Source organism: Acidovorax sp. CF316, from assembly GCF_000276605.1.
In the GTDB taxonomy this organism is placed as follows: Bacteria; Pseudomonadota; Gammaproteobacteria; order Burkholderiales; family Burkholderiaceae_C; genus Acidovorax.
Genome location: NZ_AKJX01000208.1, coordinates 1 through 19,911, shown reverse-complemented (window position 1 = coordinate 19,911; position 19,911 = coordinate 1). Strand labels below are relative to the sequence as shown.

Genomic DNA, 19,911 nt, shown 5'->3' with positions numbered 1-19,911 from the left:
CACTTGATGCTTGAGACCGCCCCTTCTTTCTTTTGGCGACGCAAAAGAAAGAAGGTGCGCCGCCGGGCGCACATCCCGGCCCCCTCCCTCAATCAAAACACCGCAGCAACCACAGAAACCGAACATCAATCAAAGCACGAACAGCCCCCTCACCCAAACGCCCGCGCCACCCCCATAGCCCCCATCCGCTCCACGATGGCAAAGAACTCCTCCACCGTATCGTCAATGATCTCCTGCGCCGTCTTCACCCCATCGATCAACCCCGCCGTCTGCCCCGCCAGCGCAGGCGCCGCCTCCATGTCGCCGTCGAAGTACACGCGCTGGATTCCCTCGAAGCTGTCGGCCGGCATCAGCCCGGCTGCGTGGATGGCCGCGGTGCGCTCGGACTTGAGCGCACGGATGCACGGGCTGGCGCGGGTGTTGAGCATCCAGGTGCCGGTGGTGCTGGCGCCCACGATGGCGTTCTTGTAGTTGGCGTGCACCGGGCTTTCGGCGCAGCTCACGAAGCGCGTGCCCATCTGCACCGCCTCGGCGCCGAGGGCGAAGGCCGCGGCCATGCCGCGCCCGTCGCAGATGCCGCCGGCGGCGACCAGCGGCACATCGACCCGTGCGCGGATGGCCTGCAGCAGGACCAGTGTGGAGACCTCTTCAGGGTTCTTGAACCCGCCGCCTTCGCCGCCTTCCACGACCAGGCCATCGATGCCGGCATCCACGCACTTGAGCGCGGCCTCCAGCGTGGGCACGGCGTGGTAGACGGTAATGCCCGCGTCTTTCAGCGGGGCGATGAACTTGGCGGGGCTGCCGGCCGAGGTGGTGACGAACTGCACGCCCGAGGCGCAGACGAAACGCAGCATGGCGTCGTCCTTGAGGAAGCGGATGGGCAGGTTCACGCCGAAGGGCAGGCCCAGCGCGCGCATCTTCGTGATCTCGGCCTGGCAGTTGGCCGTTTCGCCCGACGAGGTCTCGATGATGCCCAGACCGCCGGCGCGCGAGACCGCCGAGGCCAATGGCGTGCGCGCGATCCAGCCCATGGGGGCCTGGATGATGGGGTAGCGTGCGCCCGTGTGGGCCAGGACGCGGTTGCCTGTGCTGGTGGTCGGGGTGGTCATGCGGTCGGTCTCCGTTGTTCTAGCGAAAACCCATTATTCGGGGCCCTGTGCCCGCCGCATGTCGCCCGCGTTACGGGGCCGTGGTGGACCAGGGCCTTTCGGCCAGCAGGCGCTGCCAGTCGGCGGTGGGCTCGGCCTCCTGGACCGCGCCGGTGTCCAGCCGCAGGCCGCTGTCGAACACCAGCGCCTCGCCCGTCACCGGGTGCGGCACCTGCAGCTGCCAGGCATGCAGCCACAGCCGCTGCAGGCCCAGGCGCTCGGCCCACCAGCGGTTGAGCGGTCCCTTGCCGTGCGTGGCATCGCCGATGATGGGGTGGGCCAGGTGCTTGAGGTGCCGGCGGATCTGGTGGCGCCGGCCGGTGGTGGGAACGGCCTCCACCAGCGAGGCGCGGGTGCTGGCAAAGCGCGGGTCGCTGGACTCGGGCAGGGTCAGCTGCGCCAGGGTGCGAAAGCGCGTGTGTGCGTCCTGCACCGCCGCGTCGGCCGGCGCGTCGTCGGGCTTGAGGGCGTGGTCCACCTCCACCGCCGCCGGTGCAAAGCCACGCACCATGGCCAGGTAGCGCTTGTGCGTGGCCTGGTGCTCGAAGGCCTGCGACAGCGCGCGCGCCGCATCGCTGTGCAGCGCCATCACCAGCACGCCGCAGGTGCCCTTGTCCAGCCGGTGCACGGGAAACACGTGCTGGCCCAGCTGGTCGCGCAGGGTCTGCATCACGAAGCGCGTCTCGCCCGCATCGAGCCCCGTGCGGTGCACCAGCCAGCCTGCGGGCTTGTAGACGGCGACGAGGTGCTCGTCGCGCCAGAGGATGTGGAGCGAGGCCATGGCGAGGGGATGCTGGTGCGAGGGATGGGGCTATGGGGAAGGGCGCGGGGCAATCGCAGGTCCGCAAATGGCGAGCCGCGAACGGTGAGGGCCCCTATCGTGCGGGCTGATTTCACCACTTCCGGCTTGCAAAAAGCCCTTGAACACCATGAATATTGTCCTCCTTCACGGCAGCTGGCACGGCGCCTGGTGCTGGCACAAGGTCGTGCCGCACCTGCAAGCGGCAGGGCACGGCGTGCACGTGCCCGATCTGCCGGCCCATGGCCGCCACTGGCGGCTGGCGCGTGGGCGCACCACGCTGGCCGATATGGCGCGCCATGTGTGCCGGCTGGTCGATGCGCTCGATGGCCCGGTCTTCATCGTCGCGCACAGCCGGGGCGGCATCGTCGCCTCCACCGTGTCCGAGATGGTGCGGCCCGGCAAGGTGGTGGGCGTGGCCTACCTGGCGGCCTATCTGCTCCAGAGCGGTGAGCGCGTGGCCGACTTCTTCCGCCAGGACCGCGATTCGCTGGTGCGCAGGCACCTGCGCATCCACCGGGCCACGCTCACCGACAGCCTGGCACCCGAGGCCTACCGGGAGACGTTGTACGCCGATTGCTCCGATGCCGACGTGGCCCTGGCCAGCGCCCTGCTCACCCCGGAGCCCGCGCTGCCCGCGCTGACGCGGCTGAAGCTCACCCCCGAGCGCTATGGCCGGGTGCGCCGGCACTACATCGAGCTCACGCAGGACCGGGCCGTGACGATTGCGCTGCAGCGGCAGATGCAGGCCGCCTCGCCCTGCGCCAGCGTGGCCTCGCTCGACGCGAGCCATTCGGCCTACTTCTCGTGTCCCGATCGATTGGCACTGACCATCCACCAAATGGCACAAGGCGGGTGATTCCTGGGGCGGCATGGCCAACGCTGCTGACAGATTCTGGCAGCAGGGGCGGTAAGCTTTCGGTTCATCAAAAAGACGTGCCAGCACCAAGGGAGGAGAAAGAGACATGATGAACCACCAGCACCCCCACCGTTTCCAATGCCGGTGCGGCCAGGTCACCGGCGAGGTGGCCGATACCCACTCGGCCCTGCACGCCGTGTGCTACTGCCGCGACTGCCAGGCCTATGCCCACCACCTGGGCCAGGCGGATGCGGTGCTCGATGCCCTGGCAGGCACCGAGGTCGTTGGCACGCATGCGCGCCATGTGTCGTTCACGGGCGGCACGGACCAGTTGGCCTGCGTGTCGCTGACCGGCAAGGGCCTGCTGCGCTGGTACGCGCGCTGCTGCCACACGCCCCTGGCCAATACCGGGCGCGACTGGCGCATGCCCTATGCGGGCCTGGTGCACAGCTGCCTGCGCACACCGGGCGGCGAAGCGCTGGGGCCGCCCGCCTTCGGGCCCGTGCAGATGCACCTGGAGACGGCCGGTGCCAAGGGGGGCACGCCGCCCCGACTGGGCGTGTGGAAGCAGGCCAAAGCCTTGCTGGGCTTCATGCCGCGCATAGCGGCATCGCGCCTGACCGGCAGCTACCGGCGCACGCCGTTCTTCGACGGCGCGGGCGTGCCGGTCGCTGCAGTGCAGGTGCTGAGCCCGGCCGAGCATGCCCGGGCGATAGCGGCGGTGGAGGCCACCGCATAGTCCATGGCGTGCCAGAATGCGCCCCACCAGCCGAAGGAGCCCATGCCGATGATGACCCCGCGTGCCCTTGCCGCCGCCCTGACCTTGGGAGTTGCCGCCATGTCTTTTTCCGCCACTGCCCTCGCTGCCGTGAACGATGGCATCGCCGCCTATGGCAAGGGGGACTACGCCGCCGCCTTCAAGGAATTCAGCGCGGCCGCCCAGGCCGGCGATGCCGCCGGCAAGCACATGCTGGCCAGCCTCTACTACACGGGCCAGGGCGTGGGCAAGGACGTGAAGAAAGCCGCCGCGCTGTTCACCGAGGCGGCGGACGCCGGCTACACGCCCTCCATGGCCAACTTGGGGTTGATGTATTCCAAGGGCGATGGCGTGCCACAGGACATGCAGCGGGCGCAGCACTACGCCACGCTGGCCGCCGAGAAGGGCGACGTGCAGGCGCAGTTCGACCTGGGCCAGTCCTACCGCATGGGCGTGGGTGTTCCCCAGAGCCACGAGAAGGCCGCGCACTGGTACCGCAAGGCTGCGGAGGCCGGATCATTGGCCGCGCAGAACGAGTACGGCCTGCTCTTTGCCCAGGGCCATGGCGTGCCGCAGGACTATGTGCAGGCCTTTGCCTGGATCGATATGCCGGCCAGTGCGGGTGAACCCCAGGCCATCAAGAACCGGGCGCAGCTGCTGTCCATCCTGGATGCCAAGGGCCAGGCGGCCGCGCGCAAGCTGGCTGCCGAGTACGCCGCCAAGTACCGCAAGCCACGCTGATTTTTCAAGCAGGGAGAACCCACCCATGTCCGCAGGCGATTGGAAAGACATGTATGCCGCCGCCGTGGCCGGCGATCTGGCGCTGGTGCGCCACCACATCAGCGCGGGCGTGAACCCCAACTACCAGCACCCCGAGATCCTGTGCACGCCGCTGGTGGCGGCCCTTGTCCACGGGCACGATGCCATGGCGCGCTACCTGCTGGACAACGGCGCGGATCCAGGGCTGCGCTCGGAGTTCGATGACATGACGCCATTGCAGGCGGCCAGGCGCCATGGCCGCCAGGAGTTCGTGCAACTGCTGCAAGCGCGTGGCGCGCGCGAAGTGCGCACGCCATTCTGGTGGCGCTGGTTGCCGGTATAGCGGCTCAGAGGCTGAGAATTTTCTAGCCGTGTCCGAGGGGCTTGTCAAAACGCACTGGATCTAGGCGCAAAGCGCAGCCATAGCTTGGGCTATGGAGAGCATTTGCAACGACGAGCCGGGGTGTTTTGGCGTGCACAGCGGGCATGGACGAAAGACTCTCAGCCTCTCAGGCGCCAGCCGCTTCCTTGGCGCGCATCTTCGCGGCGATGTACTCGCCGTGCGTCACGTGCAGCAGCCCGGCGACCTTGCTGATGGCGTGCATCTCGTTCTCGTCCAGGCGGGCATCGGCATAGGCCACCTGCCACATCGCCTCGACGAGTTCGATCTTCTGCGGCTGGGTGAAGTGGTCGTTGAGGTTGCCGGTGAAGCGCTGGTAGTCGTAGGCGCTCTTGGCCGTGTCCACGGCCAGCTCGACCAGGCGCTCGATCTCGTCGTCGGCCAGGCTGAAGCGTTCGCGCAGGGCGCGGACCATGGCATTGCGTTCCGCGGCGTCCATGGAGGCATCGGCGCGCACCACTTCCACCAGCAGCACGGCGGCGGCCAGTTGCACGGAATGCGCGCGCTCGGCAGGGGAGGCCTCGGGAGAGAACGGGGCGGTGAAGCTGTCGAACAGTTCTTTGAGGGTATGGAACATGTGCCGGCCAAAAGGGTGGGGGTGGAATATGCGCGAGAGGATGCTGCGTGCCATGCCCGATGGAGCCCGGGTGCAATGTATTGGTTCCCCCTGTCTTGCAGCCCGGCGACAATTGGCGGCAATGATGAAAAAAACGATTCTTCCCCTGCAGCTGTTGGTTGCCCCCGATGTGAACGACCCCTCGCCCCTGGTGCTCTACCACGGCCGCAACTGCCCGGACGGCTTTGGCGCCGCGCTCGCGGCCTGGCTGTACTACGGCGACAAGGCCGAGTACCTGGGGCTGGACCATGGCGACGTGCAGTCGGTCGACGACCTGCCGGCCCTGGGCGGCCGCTCGGTCTACATCCTTGATTTCTCGTTCTCGGCCGAGATCCTTTCGGCCATCGACGAGCGCGCGGCGCGCCTGGTGATGCTCGACCACCACAAGAGCGCGGCCGAGAAGCTCACCGGCTTTGCCTGCCGCTGCGGCGTGGTGCATTTCGACATGGACAAGTCGGGCGCGCGCCTGGCCTGGGAGTTCTTCCACCCGCAGCAGCCCGTGCCCGCGCTGCTGCAGTACGTGGAAGACCGCGACATCTGGAAATGGGAATTTCCCGAAAGCGCGGCCTTTCTCTCGGCACTGGACATGGAAACCCAGACCTTCGAGCGCTGGCGCGAGATTGCCTCCTTCACGCCCGAAGCGCTGAAAACCTTCATGGCGCGCGGATCGGCCATGGACGAGAAATACAAGAAGCTCTGCGCCGACATCGCCGAGGGCGCGCAGCCCCTGGTGTTCAACGGCATCGAGGGCCTGATGGTCAACGCGCCCGGCATGTTCCACAGCCTGGTGGGCGACATCCTCTCGGCCCAGACCGGTACCTTTGCGCTGATGTGGAGCGCCGGTGCCAAGGGCGTGAAGGCGGGCCTGCGCTCGCAGCGCAACTTCGACTGCATCGCCCTGGCCGAAAGCATGGGCGGGGGCGGCCACGCGCAGGCCTGCGGCTTCAAGATGAAGATCGAGCGCCTGCCTGAGCTGCTGAGCGGCGTGCTGAACGCCTGAGGTTCCCTACACCAGCCGCAGGTCTGCGGAGCGCGCGCCCGGGAACACGCGGGCCAGTGCGGTTGCATTGAGACCATACATGCGCCCGAACAGCCCGCCGAGCACGGCGCGGTAGTCGTTGAGCACCGGGTGGTCGCGGTCCTGGAACAGCGTGGCGGCGGTCAGTGCCTGCTGCTCGCCCGCCATGCGCCCGCCTGCCACGCCGCCGCCCAGCACCCAGAAGACGGTGCCGTGGCCATGGTCGGTGCCGCGGTTGCCGTTCTCGCGGAAGGTGCGGCCGAACTCGCTGACCACCACGACCACGGTGTTCTTCCAGGCCGCGGGGCCCATCTCGTCGGCAAAGCCGGCCAGGCCCCGGCCCAGCTCCTCGAAACGGTTGGCCAGCGCGCCCGTGGCGTTGCCCTGGCCCACATGCGTGTCCCACCCGCCCACGTCGACAAAACCCAGGTGGTAGCGCGTCTGCATGAGCCGCGCCATGCGCCGTGCCGTGCCCTCGAAGCCCCGGGTGCTCAGCGCATTGCGGCTGGCCGCGTCCATCTCGCCCTGCATGCTGCGCGCCACCTCGCCCTGGGTGGCAAAGCCCTCGGCCACGGGGCGGGCCAGAGGGGTGCTGCGGTACATCATGTCGATGAGCCCGGCCTGGCGCTCGTCCACGGCGGCCTTGCCGGCCGCTGCGGCCAAGGCCGTGTTGGGCACGTCCACGGTGCCGCGCAGCACCAGCGGCAGGGTGCTGGTGAAGGCCATGGGGGCGGCCGTGGTGCGCCTGGCACCGAGCTCTGCGGCCAGCCGGTTCAGGAAGCCCGAGCCATAGTCGCGCCGCCCACCCAGGGGCTGGCCCAGCTCGATGCTGTCCTGCGTGTCGAAATGGCTGCGCGACAGGTCGTCCGTGCCCGCGAAGGGCACGAAGGCCAGCTCGCGGCGCTGGTACAGCGGCAGCATCGAATCGGCCAGCACCGGGTGCAGGCCCCAGTCGCTGGTGAGTTCCAGCGCACCACCCTCCTGCCCGGGGCGGGCAATCGCGATATTCGGCCGGCTCTCGTAATAGAAGCTGCTGCCGGTGGGCACAAGCAGGCTGGCGCAGTCGTAGCCGCCGCGCAGAAAGACGAGGAGCAGGCGCGCATCGCCCGCGCGCGGGGCGGCGGCCACCTGGGCGGTGGCCAGGCCCAGGGCGCTGGCGCCCAGGGCTTGCAGGCAGTGGCGTCGCAGCATGGGGGGGGCTCCTTCAGCCGTGCATGAATTCGGGGGACGCGAGGAACAGCAGGTTCCACTCGCGCGGAGATTGGGCCTGGACCAGGGCGGCCCGTGTGGCGGGGGCCAGCGTGGCATCGATCTGGCGCAAATAGGGCGTTTGCGCCAGCGCGGGCGGTGGTGTGCGTGCACCCGGCGCCAGGGCGCCCGCGCCGAGCACGCGGGCCGCCTCGAAGCGCGTGCTCATCTGGCCCGAGCCCGACCAGGTCGCCGCGTCGAGCGGGTAGCCGTCGGGCGTGGCGCGGCCATACAGCGGCTCGGCCAGGCGCTGCAGCCAGCCGAGCAGCGGGTCGGTGCTGGACAGCACCGGCTGCTCGCCATGCACCAGGCGCGCGCCGGCCAGCAGGTACTGCACCGGGTCGCGAAAGCGCTGGCCCAGTGAGGCCTGGAAGTCGCTGGACTGGAACAGCGCTTGCAGCACGGCCGCGATGTCGCCATCGCTGCGCTCGAAGGTGCGCGCCAGGGTGTCGAGCAGCGCGGGCGCGGGCGCATCGCCCACCAGGTAGATGGCCAGCTTGCGCGTGACGAAGCGGGCCGTGGCGCGGTGGCGGGCCAGGCGGTCCAGGGCCTCGTCCAGCTCGGCGAGGCCCTGGGCGCGGATGGGCTCGCCCAGCAGGGTTTTCGCCTCCCAGTCATGGCGCTGGGGGTTGAACTCGAACAGCCCCAGGCGCACGTAGTGGGCGCGCAGCGCGGGCTTCATGCGCGGGGGCTCGCTGTCCAGCGGGCGCATGCCGATGCCGACGCCCGTGAGCACGCGCGCCAGTTCCTGCACGTCCTGCTGGCTGTAGCCGCCGCCCACGCCCAGGGTGTGCAGCTCCATCAGCTCGCGCGCATGGTTCTCGTTGATGCGACCGGCGGCATTCTGCGCATTGTCCAGGTAGCGCAGCATGGCGGGGTGGCGCGTGGCGGCGCTCAGCAGGTCGCGAAAGCGCCCCAGCGCGTGCGGGCGTATGGCGCGCTCCTCGTAGTCGCCCACGCTGGCACGCAGGTCGGCCTTGCCGGCGAAGACGTTGAAGTGGTTCATCCAGAACCAGGTCATCCTCTCGCGCAACTGGGCGGGCGAGTACAGCGCACGCAGCACGAAACGCTGGCTGGCCTCGCGCTGCAGCGTGCGCATGTCCTTCTGCCAGGCATCCAGGGCGGCCTTGCGCTCGTCCTCGGTGGGCAGGGCGCGGGCCTCGCGCTGGCGCGCGTCCATCTGCAGGGCCAGGGCCTCGTACGGGGTGTGGCTGATGGCCATGGCGTCGATCTGCGCCTGGGCCGCGGCCGGCAGCGGCGCGCTGGCGGGGCCGTGCAATTGGGCGGTCAGCCATGCCTGCCGGCCCATGCCGGCCAGCGCCTGGGCCCCCTGGGCCGTGCAGCCCCAGGTGATGCGGTCCATCCAGCGTGCGCGCAAGGCCTCGTCGGGGGTGTCCGAAGGAGCCAGGGAAGGCGCCGCGGCCCAGGCCGGTACGGTGCTGGCCGAGGCGCCCAGTGCAGTCAGCGCCAGCCACTGGCGGCGGTTGATCGGGGGGCTGGAGAAAACGCCAGGGAGGAGCATGCTGCGGTCTTCCGTCGACCCCATCGAAGCCGGGGCGATGGCACCATGCTGCGCCTGCTGTCGGGCCAAGGCAAGGGCCTTTAGCGGGTTTTACGCGGGCGAAACAAATGCCCTGCAGGTTGTGAGCAGTTGTGCGCACGGCGTGCGCGCAGGCTCAGCGGGCCTTCGCCGCTTCCTCGAACTTGTCCACCTTGCGCAGCTGCTGGAAGCCCAGCGTCCACGCACCCACCACGCCCAGCGTGCAGATGCCGCCCAGCACCGCGGCAGGCACCACGCCCAGCCAGGCGGCACTGGTGCCGGCGCGGAATTCGCCCAGCTCGTTGGACGAGCCGATGAACAGCATGTTCACCGCGTTCACGCGCCCGCGCATCTCATCGGGCGTGGAGAACTGCACCAGCGCGCCGCGGATGTACACGCTCACCATGTCGGCGGCGCCCGCCACCAGCAGGGCCGCAAACGACAGCCAGAACAGCGTGGACAGCGCGAACACCAGGTTGGCTGCGCCGAAGATGGCCACGGCGATGAACATGGTCTGCCCCACCTTGCGGTTGAAGGGCCGTATGCTGAGGTACAGCCCGGCACCCACCTCGCCCACGGCCATGGCACTGCGCAGCGCGCCCAGACCGGCGGGGCCCACGTGCAGCACCTCGTGCGCGTAGATGGGCAGCAAGGCCACCACGCCGCCCAGCAGCACGGCGAACAGGTCCAGCGAAATGGTGCCCAGGATGATGGGCCGCGAGCGGATGAAGCCGATGCCCGCGCCAAAGCGCTGCCACATGCTGCCCTGCGCTGCCGCCGGTGGCGTGGCGTAGGGGACGGCCACGCGCGCCAGCAGCGCGGCGCCCAGCGCAAAGCACACGAAGCACAGCGCATAGGTCAGCTCGCCGCCGCCCACGGCATACAGCATGCCGCCCAGCAGCGGCCCACCGATGCTGGCCGCACGCATCAGCATGCTGTTGGCGGCAATCGCCTGGGCCAGCTGTTCGCGCGGCACGATCTGCGGCAGCAGGCTTTGCATGGCCGGGCCCGAGAAGGCGCGTGCACAGCCGAACAGCACCAGCACCGCGTAGATGCCATGGACGCCCGTGGCGCCATGGCCCGACAGCCACCACAGCAGCGCGCTGCAGACGGCACCCACGGCCCAGCTGATGGCCAGGATGCGCCGGCGGTCGAAGCGGTCGATCAGGTCGCCGGCCGGCAGCAGCAGGCACAGCATGGGCAAAAACTGCGCCAGCCCCACGTAGGCCAGGGCCAGCGGTTCGCGCGTGACGTCGTACACCTGCCAGGCCACCACCACGGCCTGCACCTGGGTGGCGAAAACGGCGATCAGGCGGGCGGACAGGAAGGCCAGGAAGCCGCCATGGCGGTAGACGCTGGGGGCGGGCTGGCCTGCCGGGAGCGGGGTGGAGGTCGGGGACGGTTGGGACACGGGAGGTGCGGAAAAGGGGCTGGCGCGGGGCGGGCGGGCCGCCGAACGCTGCGCTGGGCCGGTGCCAGGCCAGCCTATCAGGGTTTGTACCGGGGGCTCGATGCTACCGGCTTTGCGCCGGGGCTGCTGAAGGCTGCCTGACCGGCTGGCCCCCAAAAAAACCCGAAAGTTCCTGTTACATCCGCCGATAACCGAAAAAGAAGGGGCCGGCATGGGGCCAGCCCCGGCAGCGGCGGCGCGTGCGCAGCCCTGCCTGTTAGAACGTGTTTACGATCTTTACGGGGCCACGCAAGTCCCTTTTCGGGATGGGATGCAAGGCGCGGGGTGCAGCCAATAGCTGGCTATTGGCAAGCACCGCAACGCCGCAGACCGCCCGGCAAGGCACTTGCCCGAAGGGTTGGGGCGAAATCGGGCGATTGCGCCCCAACGCGGCCCCGAAAAGATCGCAAACACGTTCTTAGGTCGGTCAGGAGTTCTTCTTCGGGCATGCCATGGCGTTGAGCATCAACACCAATGTGATGTCGCTGAGCGCGCAGCGCCACCTGAGCGTGGGGCAGAGCGCTCTGGCGACTTCCCTGCAGCGGCTGTCCTCGGGCCTGCGCATCAACAGCGCCCGGGACGATGCCGCCGGCCTGGCCATTTCCGAACGCTTCACGAGCCAGATCCGCGGCCTGAACCAGGCGGCGCGCAATGCCAACGACGGCATTTCCCTGCTGCAGACGGCCGAGGGCGCCATCAGCACCATTGCCTCGGGCCTGCAGCGCATCCGCGAACTGGCCGTGCAGGCCGCCAATGGCAGCTACAGCGCCAGCGACCGGCAGGCCATCCAGGCCGAGGTGGCGCAGCTGGCCTCCGAGATCGACCGCACCGCCAGCACGGCGCAGTTCAATGGCATGAACGTGTTCGACCCCAGCCGCGGCAGCCTGGTGGGGGACGCCAACCTGCTGGCCGTGTTCGACGGCATGACCAGCGTGGGCAGCTGGCTGGAGAGCAGCGAGACGCTGATCAGCAAGCTCTACGGCATCAAGGCCGATGGGGCGGCGCTGGCGGTGAAGTACACGGGCTACACCGATGGCGCGGGCGGAGTGGCCGCTTACGTACAGGCCACGGGCTTCGATGGCCAGGGGCGCGGCACCAACCTGACCCTGCAGGTGGACATGGCCGATTTCGTGCCGCCCAATTTCCCCGACGGGGGCAACGCCCCGTACTACAACGACCGCATCATCGCCCACGAGATGGTGCACGCGGTGATGGCGCGCAGCACCAACTGGCAGGACATCACCAGCAACAACCTGTGGTTTGCCGAGGGCACGGCCGAGTTCATCCAGGGGGCGGACGAGCGCGTCAAGGGCGACATCGCCAACGTTGGGCTGCCCGCCGTGGTGGCCGCCATCAACGGGCCCTCGAACACCAGCGAGTTCTACTCATCGAGCTATTCCGCCGTGCGCTACATGCACAGCCGCATCAAGGGCGCGGGCGGCGAAGGCGTGAAGGACGTGCTCACCTACCTGAGCGCCAACCCCGGCTCCACGCTCGACCAGGCGCTGGCCAATGCCTCGCAGGGGCAGTTTGCCAGCGCCGCCGACTTCAAGACGCAGTTCGCCGCCAACGGCGCGGCCTTCATCAGCGGCTTCGACCTGAACAACGCCGACACCGGCGCTATCGGCGGGCAGGATGTGGACGGCAGCGACGTGAAGACCGCCACCAGCACCGTGCCCAACAGCGGCAGCCGCTCGGGCACCGACGTGCTCGATGGCTTTGCCGAGTCCTTCGAAACCATCGCCACGTCCAGGGGCGGCACGACGACCAAGGTCTTCCAGATCGGTGCCAATGCCAACCAGACCCTGGAAACATCGATAGGCGCCATGGGCCTGTCGTCGCTGGGACTGCGCAGCACGCTGGACGTGACCATCTCGCCCGCCCAGGCCATCGTGGCGGTGGACCGGGCGCTCGACTACGTCAACAGCCAGCGCGCCGTGATCGGGGCCCAGGCCTCGCGCCTGGAGTCGGCCATGGCCAACCTCGGCAACACCAGCGAGAACCTGTCGGCCAGCCGCTCGCGCATCCTCGATGCCGACTTTGCGGTCGAGACCGCCACGCTGGCCCGCCAGCAGATCCTGCAGCAGGCGGGCTCGGCCATGGTGGCGCAGGCCAACCAGTTGCCGCAGGGCGTGCTGGCGTTGCTGCGCTAGCTGGCGCTGGAGTTCCCATAGGGCCTGGGGTGCCGGTGCCGGTAGTCCCACGGTGCCAGCGGGCGTTTCTGGGCCCAGAGGCCTTCGCCCTGGGCACGCGCCTGGCGCTGCAGCGGTGCCAGGTGCGGGTGCTGCTGCGCATACGGCGTATACACCCAGGCCAGGCCTGCCGTTACCTGGGCCGTGGCCACGTCGGTGCCGCCGCAGCGCACATTGGCCACCGTGCGGCCATAGCTGTCCTCCTCGATGGGCTGCAGCGCCGCCTGCCGCTTGAAGCACATCTGCGCCAGGTTCTGCCGCGACTTCTGGCCGAAGGCCTGCTTGCGTTCGGGCGCGTCGATGGCCGCAATGCGCACCTTCATCTGCGCGTAGCGTCCTGGCGTGCCGCAGCGGGCGGTGAGGGTGTCGCCGTCGCTGATGGCGACCACGAGGCAGAGCAGGGCAGCGGCGGGCAGGGGCATGGGGCAGGAGGGGCTGGCGGGCAGTGAAAAGGCCGCGCATTGTCTCCTACACTCCGGGCTGCGCGGTGCACCAGGGCCGCGCCCACAACGAACGACAACAGTGCACAAGGGGAGTTTCAGATGCGTAGCGTGATTTGCGCCGCCCATTCAGGCAAGGCGTGGCGATGGGGTGCCGTGGCGGTGCTGGCGTTGGCGGCCGCCCTGCCTTCCGTGCAGGCCAGGGACGAGGCCGGCGCCCATGGCAAGACGCTGGAGAAGACCTATGACCTGTCGCCCGAGACGCTGGCGAAGTTCCAGCGCTTCCAGGAAAAGCAGGCCCAGACCCCGGGTGACAAGGGCCGGGGCATCCATGCCGCGACCGAGCGCTGGCGTGGCGACGAGCTGTCGCTGCCGACCAGCAAGAACCCCTTCACCATCGTCGTCAAGGTCTCCGGCGTGGCGCTGGCCGATGGCGACGCCGGCTCGCGCTGGCAGACGGGGCTGCAGTTCGAGGGGCCCTCGCCCATCTCGTTCCTGCCCGAGCTGGTGCACAAGGGCGCGCGTGCGGGCCAGCCGGTGTCCATGGTCGGTGCCTCCAAGGGCGTGAGCTTCAAGGAAGACCGCATGGCGGCCCCCTCGCTGGAGTTCGAATCGTCGCGCAACCTGCGCATCGACCGTGTGCAGGTCGAGGTCTGGTCGGGCATCCGCAAATCGACTTGGCTGGAACTGCTGATGTCCTGGTCGCCCATCCTCACCGGCGTGGTGTTCCTGGGCGTGGTGCTCTGGTTCCGGCGCCGGTAGCGGGCCTTACTCCTCGCTGGTCCACTCCACGTTCACGCCCAGGCTGCGCAGGTTCTCCACGAAGCGCGGGTGGGCGCGGCGGATGGGCGCGGCGTTGCGGATCTCCGAGCGCCCCTCGATGCTGGCCGCCACCATGAACAGGGCGATGGCCACGCGGATGATGTAGGGGCTCTCCACCAGGGCGGGGCTCAGGGGGTTGCCGCCGAAGGTGATGAGTCGGTGCGGGTCCGACGAGAACACGTGGGCGCCGAACTTGGAGAGCTCCCCGGTCCAGCCCAGGGCGCCGTCGTAGACCTTGTTCCAGAACATGCAGTTGCCCTGCGCACGCACCCCGAGGGCGATGAAGATGGGCAGCAGGTCCACCGGGAAGTAGGGCCAGGGCGCGGCCTCCACCTTGGTCAGCACGTTGCTGGTGAACGGGGTCTGCACCTTGAGCGGGCCGGGGCAGTGGGCGCGCGACCAGCCGTCCTCGTGCGTGACCACCACGCCGAACTTGGCGAAGGTGCGGTCGATCAGCGGGAAGTTGCCCGGCGCGCTGTTGCGCACGACCACGTCGCCGCCGGTGATGGCGCCCAACGCCAGGAAGGTGGTGATCTCGTGGAAGTCCTCGTCGAAGCGGAACTCGCCACCACCCAGCGCCGCGCCGCCCTGCACCGTGATGCGCGAGGTGCCGATGCCGTCGATGCGCGCGCCCAGCATCACCATGAAGCGGCAGAACTCCTGCACATGCGGCTCCGACGCCGCATTCGTCAGCGTAGAGGTGCCGTTGGCGGCCACCGCGCAGAGCACGAAGTTCTCGGTGGTGGTGACGGAGGCGTAGTCGAGCCAGTGGTCCGTGGGCGTGAGTGCACCCTGGTGGCTGCTGCGCACCAGCAGCGAGCCCTCGGCGCGCTCCACCGTGCCGCCAAAGCGCTGGAACACCTCCACGTGCGGGTCGATCTCGCGCACGCCCAGGGTGCAGCCCTTGACGTTGTCTTCGAGCCGCGCCACGCCAAAGCGGGCCAGGAGCGGCGGGATCAGCATGATGGACGAGCGCATCTCCTCGGGCAGGCGGTGCTGCGCGGGGTCGAACACGGTGTTCTGGTGGTGCAGGCTCAGCGTGCCCGTGGCCTCGTCCAGCTGCACGCTGCTGCCCAGCATGCGAAAGATGTCGAGGATCTTGCGCACATCGGTGATGTCGGGCACGCCATGCAGGCGCAGCGGCTCGCGCGTGAGCAGGGTGGCGCACAGCACCGGCAGCACGGCGTTCTTGTTGGCGGACGGGGTGATGCGGCCACGCAGGGGCGTACCGCCGTGGACGATGAGGTTGGACATGGGGAAACCGGAAAGAAAGGGGGAGGGCAAGCGGGGCGGAAAAAGGCATCGCGGGCACTGCGCCTGCTGGCGCTGCGCTCCGCGAAAGCCCTGCACTGTACCCGCGCCGCGCAACGGCACGTGTATCCGCCGGTAATCTGCCGCTCAGCAGCTCGGCTTTAGATCCACCACTCCAAAGCCAGAGGCCTGGAAGAACCGCAGTTTAGTAGCCGAAGGGCTGGCCGGGCTTCCAGGCGTCGGCCAGGCGCTTCGCTTCGGCCACTTCCACGATGCTCATGCCCGGCGCCAGGCGGCGCATGGTGCCGGCCGCCCAGAAGGCGCCGCGGTTGGGCGGCACCAGCGTGTCGTCCTGCTGCTGCTCCTTGTGCGCGCGCTGCGCCAGGTCCAGCAGCATGTGGGCGGCCACGGGGCGGCGGCCCACATTGTCCAGGCCCGTGGAGTAGAGCAGGCCCAGGCTGTACAGGCCCGACGGGTCGCCCTGGCGCGCGGCGCGCTGGTACAGGTTTTCGGCCTGCTCGGCCTGCTGGGTCACGCCCAGGCCACGCTCATAGCTGTAGCCCAGTTGGACGCTGGCCAGGGAATAGCCCTCGCTGGATGCCTTGGTCAGCCAGCGGATGGCCTGGTCGGGGTCCTTGGGAACACCGCGGCCGTCGCGCAGCGTGGTGCCCAGCACCAGCATGGCGCGCAGGTCGCCTTTTTCTGCCAGGGCCTGCAGTTCCTTCACCGCTTCGGGCCCTTCGCTGCTGCGGCGGGCCTGCTTCTCCAGGGCTTGCATGCGCGCCTGCTGGTCCTGGGCGGCCTTTTGCGCTGCCACTTCGGCGGCGCGGGCGTCGGCCTCGACCTTGGCGGCGCGCTCCTGTGCGCGGACCTTGTCGGCGTGGAACTTCCAGCCGATCAGGCCCCCGCCGATGGCCACGGCCAGTGCCAGCGCAATCCAGGTCACGGGCAGTTCGCGCTGGGCCTTCTTCTGGGCCTTGGCTTTCTTCTTGGCTTCTGCTTCGGCTGCGGCGGCCTCTGCCGCGGCTGCGCGGGCCCGGGCGGCCTTGCCTATGTAGGGGGCGGGTGCCGGAGCCGGCGCTTCGGCGGCCTTGGGTTCCGCTGGCTTGGGGGGATCTACCTTGTCATAGGCCACGTGGCAGCTGGGGCACTGCCAGTCGGGTGCCGTGTCGCTGGACAGGCGGGCGTACTTGCAGCGGGCGCAGACGCGGCCGGTAGCGGCGGACGGGGCGGCTGCAGCCGCGCCCTCTTTTTCGATGGGTTCCAGGGACAGCGAAAGCGATGATGGTCCAGCTTTGGTGTTCACGTAGTTCGTCCTTCACCGCGCACGCTGGCGCGGCCCTCCCGGGCTGCTCTTTCGGCCCCTCCCATAGGGTGCCGCCGGCCCAATGGGGTGTAGTGTATTTGTAGTAAATGGTTTTTTGTATGTCCGGATGTGTAACTGTGCTGCTGTGCAGCAATGGATGCATGCCAGCTGGGCATGGATTTGTAACAGTCACCACCAATCATCGCGCACAGCCATTGGCCGGCTATCGAAATGAGAGCGGCATGGCATCATGTGGCAAGAACCGTGCAGGCCAACGGTCCGTTCGATACCGGAAATGGGATGCCATCCCACAGACGAATTTCATTTTTAGAATGCGGGGAACCACCGGCCGGCCGTGGGTCTCACAGCCACACCCGCCTGCCGATGCCCGCCCTTTCGGAGTGCTGCCTTTGAATTCGCCGATGCCCTCGGGCAAGTCCCTTCTGTCTGCTTCGCCATTGTTTTTGCGCTTCTTGCGTCCGCTGGCCATGGCGCTGGCCGCTGCGGCCACGCTGTTCGTGGCCGGCTGCGCTTCCCTGCCCACCGGCACCCAGGGGCCTCAGGCGCCGCAGGAGAAGTTCGGTTCCCTGGCCACCTACTCGCGCCTGTTCGACGCCACGCCGGCGCAGACCTGCGAGGCGTCGCGCCGGGCACTGCTCAGCCAGGGCTACATCATCAACACCAGTTCGGCCGAGCTGGTGGAGGGCAAGAAGAACTTCCAGCCCGGCACCGAGACGCACATGCAGATGGTGATCCGCGTGGTCTGCGTGCCCGAGTCGCCCACCGGCAAGATCAGCCTGGGCTTCGTTACCGCCATCCAGGACAGCTTTGCGCTGCGCAAGACCAACAACTCCGCCAGCCTGGGCGTGGGTGCCATCGGGTCCGTGTCGCTACCGTTCTCGTCGAGCAGTGAATCGCTGGTGCGCGTGGGCAGCGAAACCATCACCGCGGACACCTTCTACGAGAGCTTCTTCGACCTGGTGCGGCGCTACCTGGTCATCGACGAGGCCGCCCAGGCCAACGAGTAGCCGGCCCCCTCAGGCGTACAGGCGCGCCCCGGCATCGCGGATGCGCAGCGCGGCCTCGTGGCCCAGCGCATTCACCACGGGTTCCCACACGCTGGCGTAGCGCGGCAGCGCGTCGGGCGCGAAGGAGGTGTGCGGCCAGTCCGAACCCCACACCAGCCGTTCTCCCATGTGCGCGGCCACGCGGGTGATGGCCGGGTGCAGCAGGCCATAGGGCGCGCTGGCCTGCAGCCGGTACCAGCCCGAGAGCTTGACCCAGGCGCCTTGCCCGGCCAGCTTGGCCAGGGCCTGCCAGGCGCGGTCGTCGGCCGGCAGCAGGCCGTGCAGGCCGGCCAAGTGGTCCAGCACGCAGGCCACGGGCGTGCCCTGGTGCAGGTGGACGATGGTGGCCAGGTCTTCTGGGTTGGCGTACCACTGCACATGCCAGCCGCGCTCGGCCAGACGCGGGGCCAGGGTCTTCATGGTCTCGGGGCCGTTGCCCACGGGCGAGACGAGGTTGAAGCGCACGCCGCGCACGCCCAGGGCGTGCATGCGGTCCAGCTCCGCATCGGGCACGGCACCGTCCAGCACCACCACGCCGCGGTGGCGGCCGCTGGATCGGGCCAGTGCATCGAGCAGCACGCGGTTGTCCGTGCCATACACGCTGGGCTGCACCAGCACGAGGTGGCCCACGCCATGCGCGGCGGCCAGCGCCTCGATATCGGCCAGCGGCCGGTGCACGGGCTGGTAGTGGCCGGCCTGCGCGGGTGCGGCACTGTCGAAGACGTGCACGTGGGTGTCCCAACCCTGGGGCAGGGCGGGAGTGGAAGGGGGAGAGGTGGAAAAAGTCATTTCAGTCACACGCTGCGGCGTGCCGGTGGCGCATGCACGAAGCGTGCGCGCTCCCTGCCGGCTGCCCGGGCGGGGGCTTATCCCACCGAGATCTTGCGCTCGCGCACCACTTTGGCCCACTGCTCCTGCTGCGCGGCAATGAACTTGCCGGCTGTCTGCTGCGAGGCGTCGGCGAAGACATCACCACCGAGCTGGCGCACGCGGCCCAGCACCTCGGGGTCGGCCAGGGCCTTGCGCACGGCAGCCACCAGCGTGGCCCGGGTGTCGGCGGGCATGCCGGCAGGGGCCAGCAGGGGATTCCATTCGAGCACCTCGTAGCCGGGCACGCCGGCCTCGGCCATGGTGGGGATCTCGGGCAGGGAGCGGGCGCGCACCATGCTGGTCACGGCCAGCGGGCGCAGCTTGCCGGCCTGGATGTGGCCCAGCGACGAGGCCACGTTGGCGAAGAACAGCGGCACCTGCCCGCCCATCACGTCGGTCATGGCCGGGCCGCCGCCGCGGTAGGGCACGTGCAGCAGCTGCACGCCCGCACGCCCCTCGAACATGGCGCCCGCCAGGTGCTGGGCCGAGCCGTTGCCCGAGGAGGCATAGGTGATCTCGCCCGGCTTGGCCTTGGCCAGCTGGATCACGTCCTTGACTGACTTGGCAGAGAAGCCCGGCGTGCACACCAGCACGTTGGGAAAGGTGACCAGCACCGCCAGCGGCGTGAAGGCCTTGGCGCTGTCGTAGGGCAGCTTGGGGAACAGCGAGGGGTTTACCGCGAACGACGATGCATCGAGCAGCAGGGTGCTGCCGTCCGGCGTGGCGCGCGCCACCTGCGAGGCGGCCAGCTGGCCGCTGGCGCCGGGCTTGTTCTCCACCACCACGCTTTGGCCCAGCGCGTCGGCCAGGCGCGGCGCGATGATGCGCGCGATCAGGTCGGCACCGCCGCCTGCGGGGTAGCTCACCACCAGCGTGATCGGCCGGCCGCCAGCGACCGTGGCCGCGTGGCCGGCCGCCAGCCAGGGCGCGGCCACGGTGGCGCCTGCGGCCTGCAGCAGCCTGCGGCGGGAGATGTGGGAAGAGGGCGTGGTTGGTGCCATGGTGCGGTGCTCCTGCTGGGGTCGGGGGCGAGAGGGTCAGGTGATCGTGACGGAGTAGTGGAAGGCGTGGGCGTCGCCGCGGGTGGTGCGCCATTCCACGCAGCGGCCCGCCAGGTCGTAGGCGCTGCGCTCCACCACCACGCAGGGGTGGCTGGCCTGCAGGCGCAGGTGGGCCGCCTGGGGGGCGGTGAGCACGCCAAAGCCGATCTGGTCCACCGCGCGGTGCACGTGCACGCCGCATTGGCGCGCGAACAGGGGGTAGAGCAGGTCGTCCCAGGCGGCAGGGTCGCCTTCGGCGAGGGGGGCGAACCGGTCCAGCGGCAGCCACAGCTCTTCGAGCAGGCAGGGCTGGCCCGCCAGCAGGCGCA

The 19,911-nt window shown here is 69.2% G+C and carries 20 protein-coding genes; 8 read left to right on the top strand and 12 right to left on the bottom strand.

Features of this window, described 5'->3' with window-relative positions; translation table 11 throughout:
• Positions 1 to 149: 149 nt before the first annotated feature.
• Together PMI14_RS25820 and PMI14_RS25815 are read right to left on the bottom strand one after the other, a co-directional pair.
• Positions 150 to 1,109 (bottom strand): nitronate monooxygenase family protein, encoded by a 960-nt coding sequence (locus PMI14_RS25820; protein ID WP_007858942.1) that lies wholly within the window; start codon positions 1,107 to 1,109, stop codon positions 150 to 152.
• A 70-nt stretch (positions 1,110 to 1,179) separates the two neighbouring features.
• Positions 1,180 to 1,929 carry a pseudouridine synthase gene (locus PMI14_RS25815; protein WP_007858941.1) on the bottom strand — a complete coding sequence of 250 codons (750 nt, stop codon included), beginning with the start codon at positions 1,927 to 1,929 and terminating at the stop codon, positions 1,180 to 1,182.
• A 148-nt stretch (positions 1,930 to 2,077) separates the two neighbouring features.
• On the opposite strand from PMI14_RS25815, the gene PMI14_RS25810 reads away from it, so the two are divergent.
• The 4 genes from PMI14_RS25810 (at position 2,078) to PMI14_RS25795 (ending at position 4,665) form a co-directional block, all read left to right on the top strand.
• Positions 2,078 to 2,806, top strand: a complete 729-nt coding sequence (locus tag PMI14_RS25810; protein ID WP_007858940.1) for an alpha/beta fold hydrolase — start codon at positions 2,078 to 2,080, stop codon at positions 2,804 to 2,806.
• A 106-nt stretch (positions 2,807 to 2,912) separates the two neighbouring features.
• Positions 2,913 to 3,545: a DUF6151 family protein gene (locus PMI14_RS25805; RefSeq protein WP_007858939.1), complete on the top strand. Its 633-nt coding sequence runs from the start codon at positions 2,913 to 2,915 to the stop codon at positions 3,543 to 3,545.
• A 99-nt stretch (positions 3,546 to 3,644) separates the two neighbouring features.
• Positions 3,645 to 4,304, top strand: a complete 660-nt coding sequence (locus PMI14_RS25800) for a tetratricopeptide repeat protein (RefSeq protein WP_158279159.1) — start codon at positions 3,645 to 3,647, stop codon at positions 4,302 to 4,304.
• Between the two features lie 25 nt (positions 4,305 to 4,329).
• A complete protein-coding gene (locus PMI14_RS25795; protein WP_007858935.1) occupies positions 4,330 to 4,665 on the top strand; it encodes an ankyrin repeat domain-containing protein in 336 nt (111 codons plus the stop codon).
• Positions 4,666 to 4,831: 166 nt separating this feature from the next.
• Here the strand turns inward: PMI14_RS25795 and PMI14_RS25790 are convergent, their stop codons facing one another.
• Complete coding sequence (locus tag PMI14_RS25790; protein WP_035205753.1) at positions 4,832 to 5,299, bottom strand: TerB family tellurite resistance protein; 468 nt, start codon at positions 5,297 to 5,299, stop codon at positions 4,832 to 4,834.
• Between the two features lie 121 nt (positions 5,300 to 5,420).
• Here PMI14_RS25790 and PMI14_RS25785 point away from each other — a divergent pair, with 121 nt between their 5' ends.
• Positions 5,421 to 6,338: a DHH family phosphoesterase gene (locus tag PMI14_RS25785; protein WP_007858931.1), complete on the top strand. Its 918-nt coding sequence runs from the start codon at positions 5,421 to 5,423 to the stop codon at positions 6,336 to 6,338.
• Positions 6,339 to 6,344: 6 nt separating this feature from the next.
• Here PMI14_RS25785 and PMI14_RS25780 read toward each other — a convergent pair whose 3' ends face one another.
• The 3 genes from PMI14_RS25780 to PMI14_RS25770 form a co-directional block, all read right to left on the bottom strand.
• Entirely contained in the window at positions 6,345 to 7,547 is a 1,203-nt protein-coding gene (locus PMI14_RS25780) for a DUF1501 domain-containing protein (protein ID WP_007858929.1), read from the bottom strand.
• Between the two features lie 13 nt (positions 7,548 to 7,560).
• The gene (locus PMI14_RS25775; protein WP_007858927.1) at positions 7,561 to 9,126 is read right to left on the bottom strand and encodes a DUF1800 domain-containing protein; all 1,566 of its coding nucleotides are present in this window, start codon (positions 9,124 to 9,126) and stop codon (positions 7,561 to 7,563) included.
• A 154-nt stretch (positions 9,127 to 9,280) separates the two neighbouring features.
• The gene (locus PMI14_RS25770) at positions 9,281 to 10,555 is read right to left on the bottom strand and encodes an MFS transporter (protein ID WP_007858925.1); all 1,275 of its coding nucleotides are present in this window, start codon (positions 10,553 to 10,555) and stop codon (positions 9,281 to 9,283) included.
• 491 nt (positions 10,556 to 11,046) lie between these two features.
• Here PMI14_RS25770 and PMI14_RS25765 point away from each other — a divergent pair, with 491 nt between their 5' ends.
• Positions 11,047 to 12,747, top strand: coding sequence for a flagellinolysin (locus PMI14_RS25765; protein ID WP_007858923.1), 1,701 nt, complete (start codon positions 11,047 to 11,049; stop codon positions 12,745 to 12,747).
• On the opposite strand, the gene PMI14_RS25760 is transcribed toward PMI14_RS25765, so the two are convergent.
• Positions 12,744 to 13,208 carry a thermonuclease family protein gene (locus PMI14_RS25760; protein WP_007858921.1) on the bottom strand — a complete coding sequence of 155 codons (465 nt, stop codon included), beginning with the start codon at positions 13,206 to 13,208 and terminating at the stop codon, positions 12,744 to 12,746. The two genes, PMI14_RS25765 and PMI14_RS25760, sit on opposite strands and share 4 nt — an antisense overlap.
• Positions 13,209 to 13,328: 120 nt before the next feature.
• Between PMI14_RS25760 and PMI14_RS25755 the strand changes: the two genes are divergently transcribed.
• Positions 13,329 to 13,988, top strand: a complete 660-nt coding sequence (locus PMI14_RS25755; protein ID WP_007858920.1) for a hypothetical protein — start codon at positions 13,329 to 13,331, stop codon at positions 13,986 to 13,988.
• A gap of 6 nt (positions 13,989 to 13,994) precedes the next feature.
• On the opposite strand, the gene PMI14_RS25750 is transcribed toward PMI14_RS25755, so the two are convergent.
• Positions 13,995 to 15,302 (bottom strand): UDP-N-acetylglucosamine 1-carboxyvinyltransferase, encoded by a 1,308-nt coding sequence (locus PMI14_RS25750; protein WP_007858919.1) that lies wholly within the window; start codon positions 15,300 to 15,302, stop codon positions 13,995 to 13,997.
• 202 nt (positions 15,303 to 15,504) lie between these two features.
• Complete coding sequence (locus PMI14_RS25745) at positions 15,505 to 16,605, bottom strand: tetratricopeptide repeat protein (RefSeq protein ID WP_007858918.1); 1,101 nt, start codon at positions 16,603 to 16,605, stop codon at positions 15,505 to 15,507.
• 422 nt (positions 16,606 to 17,027) lie between these two features.
• On the opposite strand from PMI14_RS25745, the gene PMI14_RS25740 reads away from it, so the two are divergent.
• Entirely contained in the window at positions 17,028 to 17,633 is a 606-nt protein-coding gene (locus tag PMI14_RS25740; protein WP_007858917.1) for a DUF2242 domain-containing protein, read from the top strand.
• Positions 17,634 to 17,642: 9 nt separating this feature from the next.
• On the opposite strand, the gene PMI14_RS25735 is transcribed toward PMI14_RS25740, so the two are convergent.
• The 3 genes from PMI14_RS25735 to PMI14_RS25725 all read right to left on the bottom strand — a co-directional run.
• On the bottom strand, positions 17,643 to 18,461 hold the full coding sequence (locus tag PMI14_RS25735) for an amidohydrolase (protein ID WP_007858916.1): 819 nt from the start codon (positions 18,459 to 18,461) through the stop codon (positions 17,643 to 17,645).
• A gap of 77 nt (positions 18,462 to 18,538) precedes the next feature.
• Entirely contained in the window at positions 18,539 to 19,543 is a 1,005-nt protein-coding gene (locus PMI14_RS25730) for a tripartite tricarboxylate transporter substrate binding protein (RefSeq protein WP_007858915.1), read from the bottom strand.
• A gap of 36 nt (positions 19,544 to 19,579) precedes the next feature.
• Positions 19,580 to 19,911 (bottom strand): UTRA domain-containing protein (locus PMI14_RS25725; RefSeq protein ID WP_007858914.1); only part of this gene is annotated, 332 nt, incomplete at its 5' end.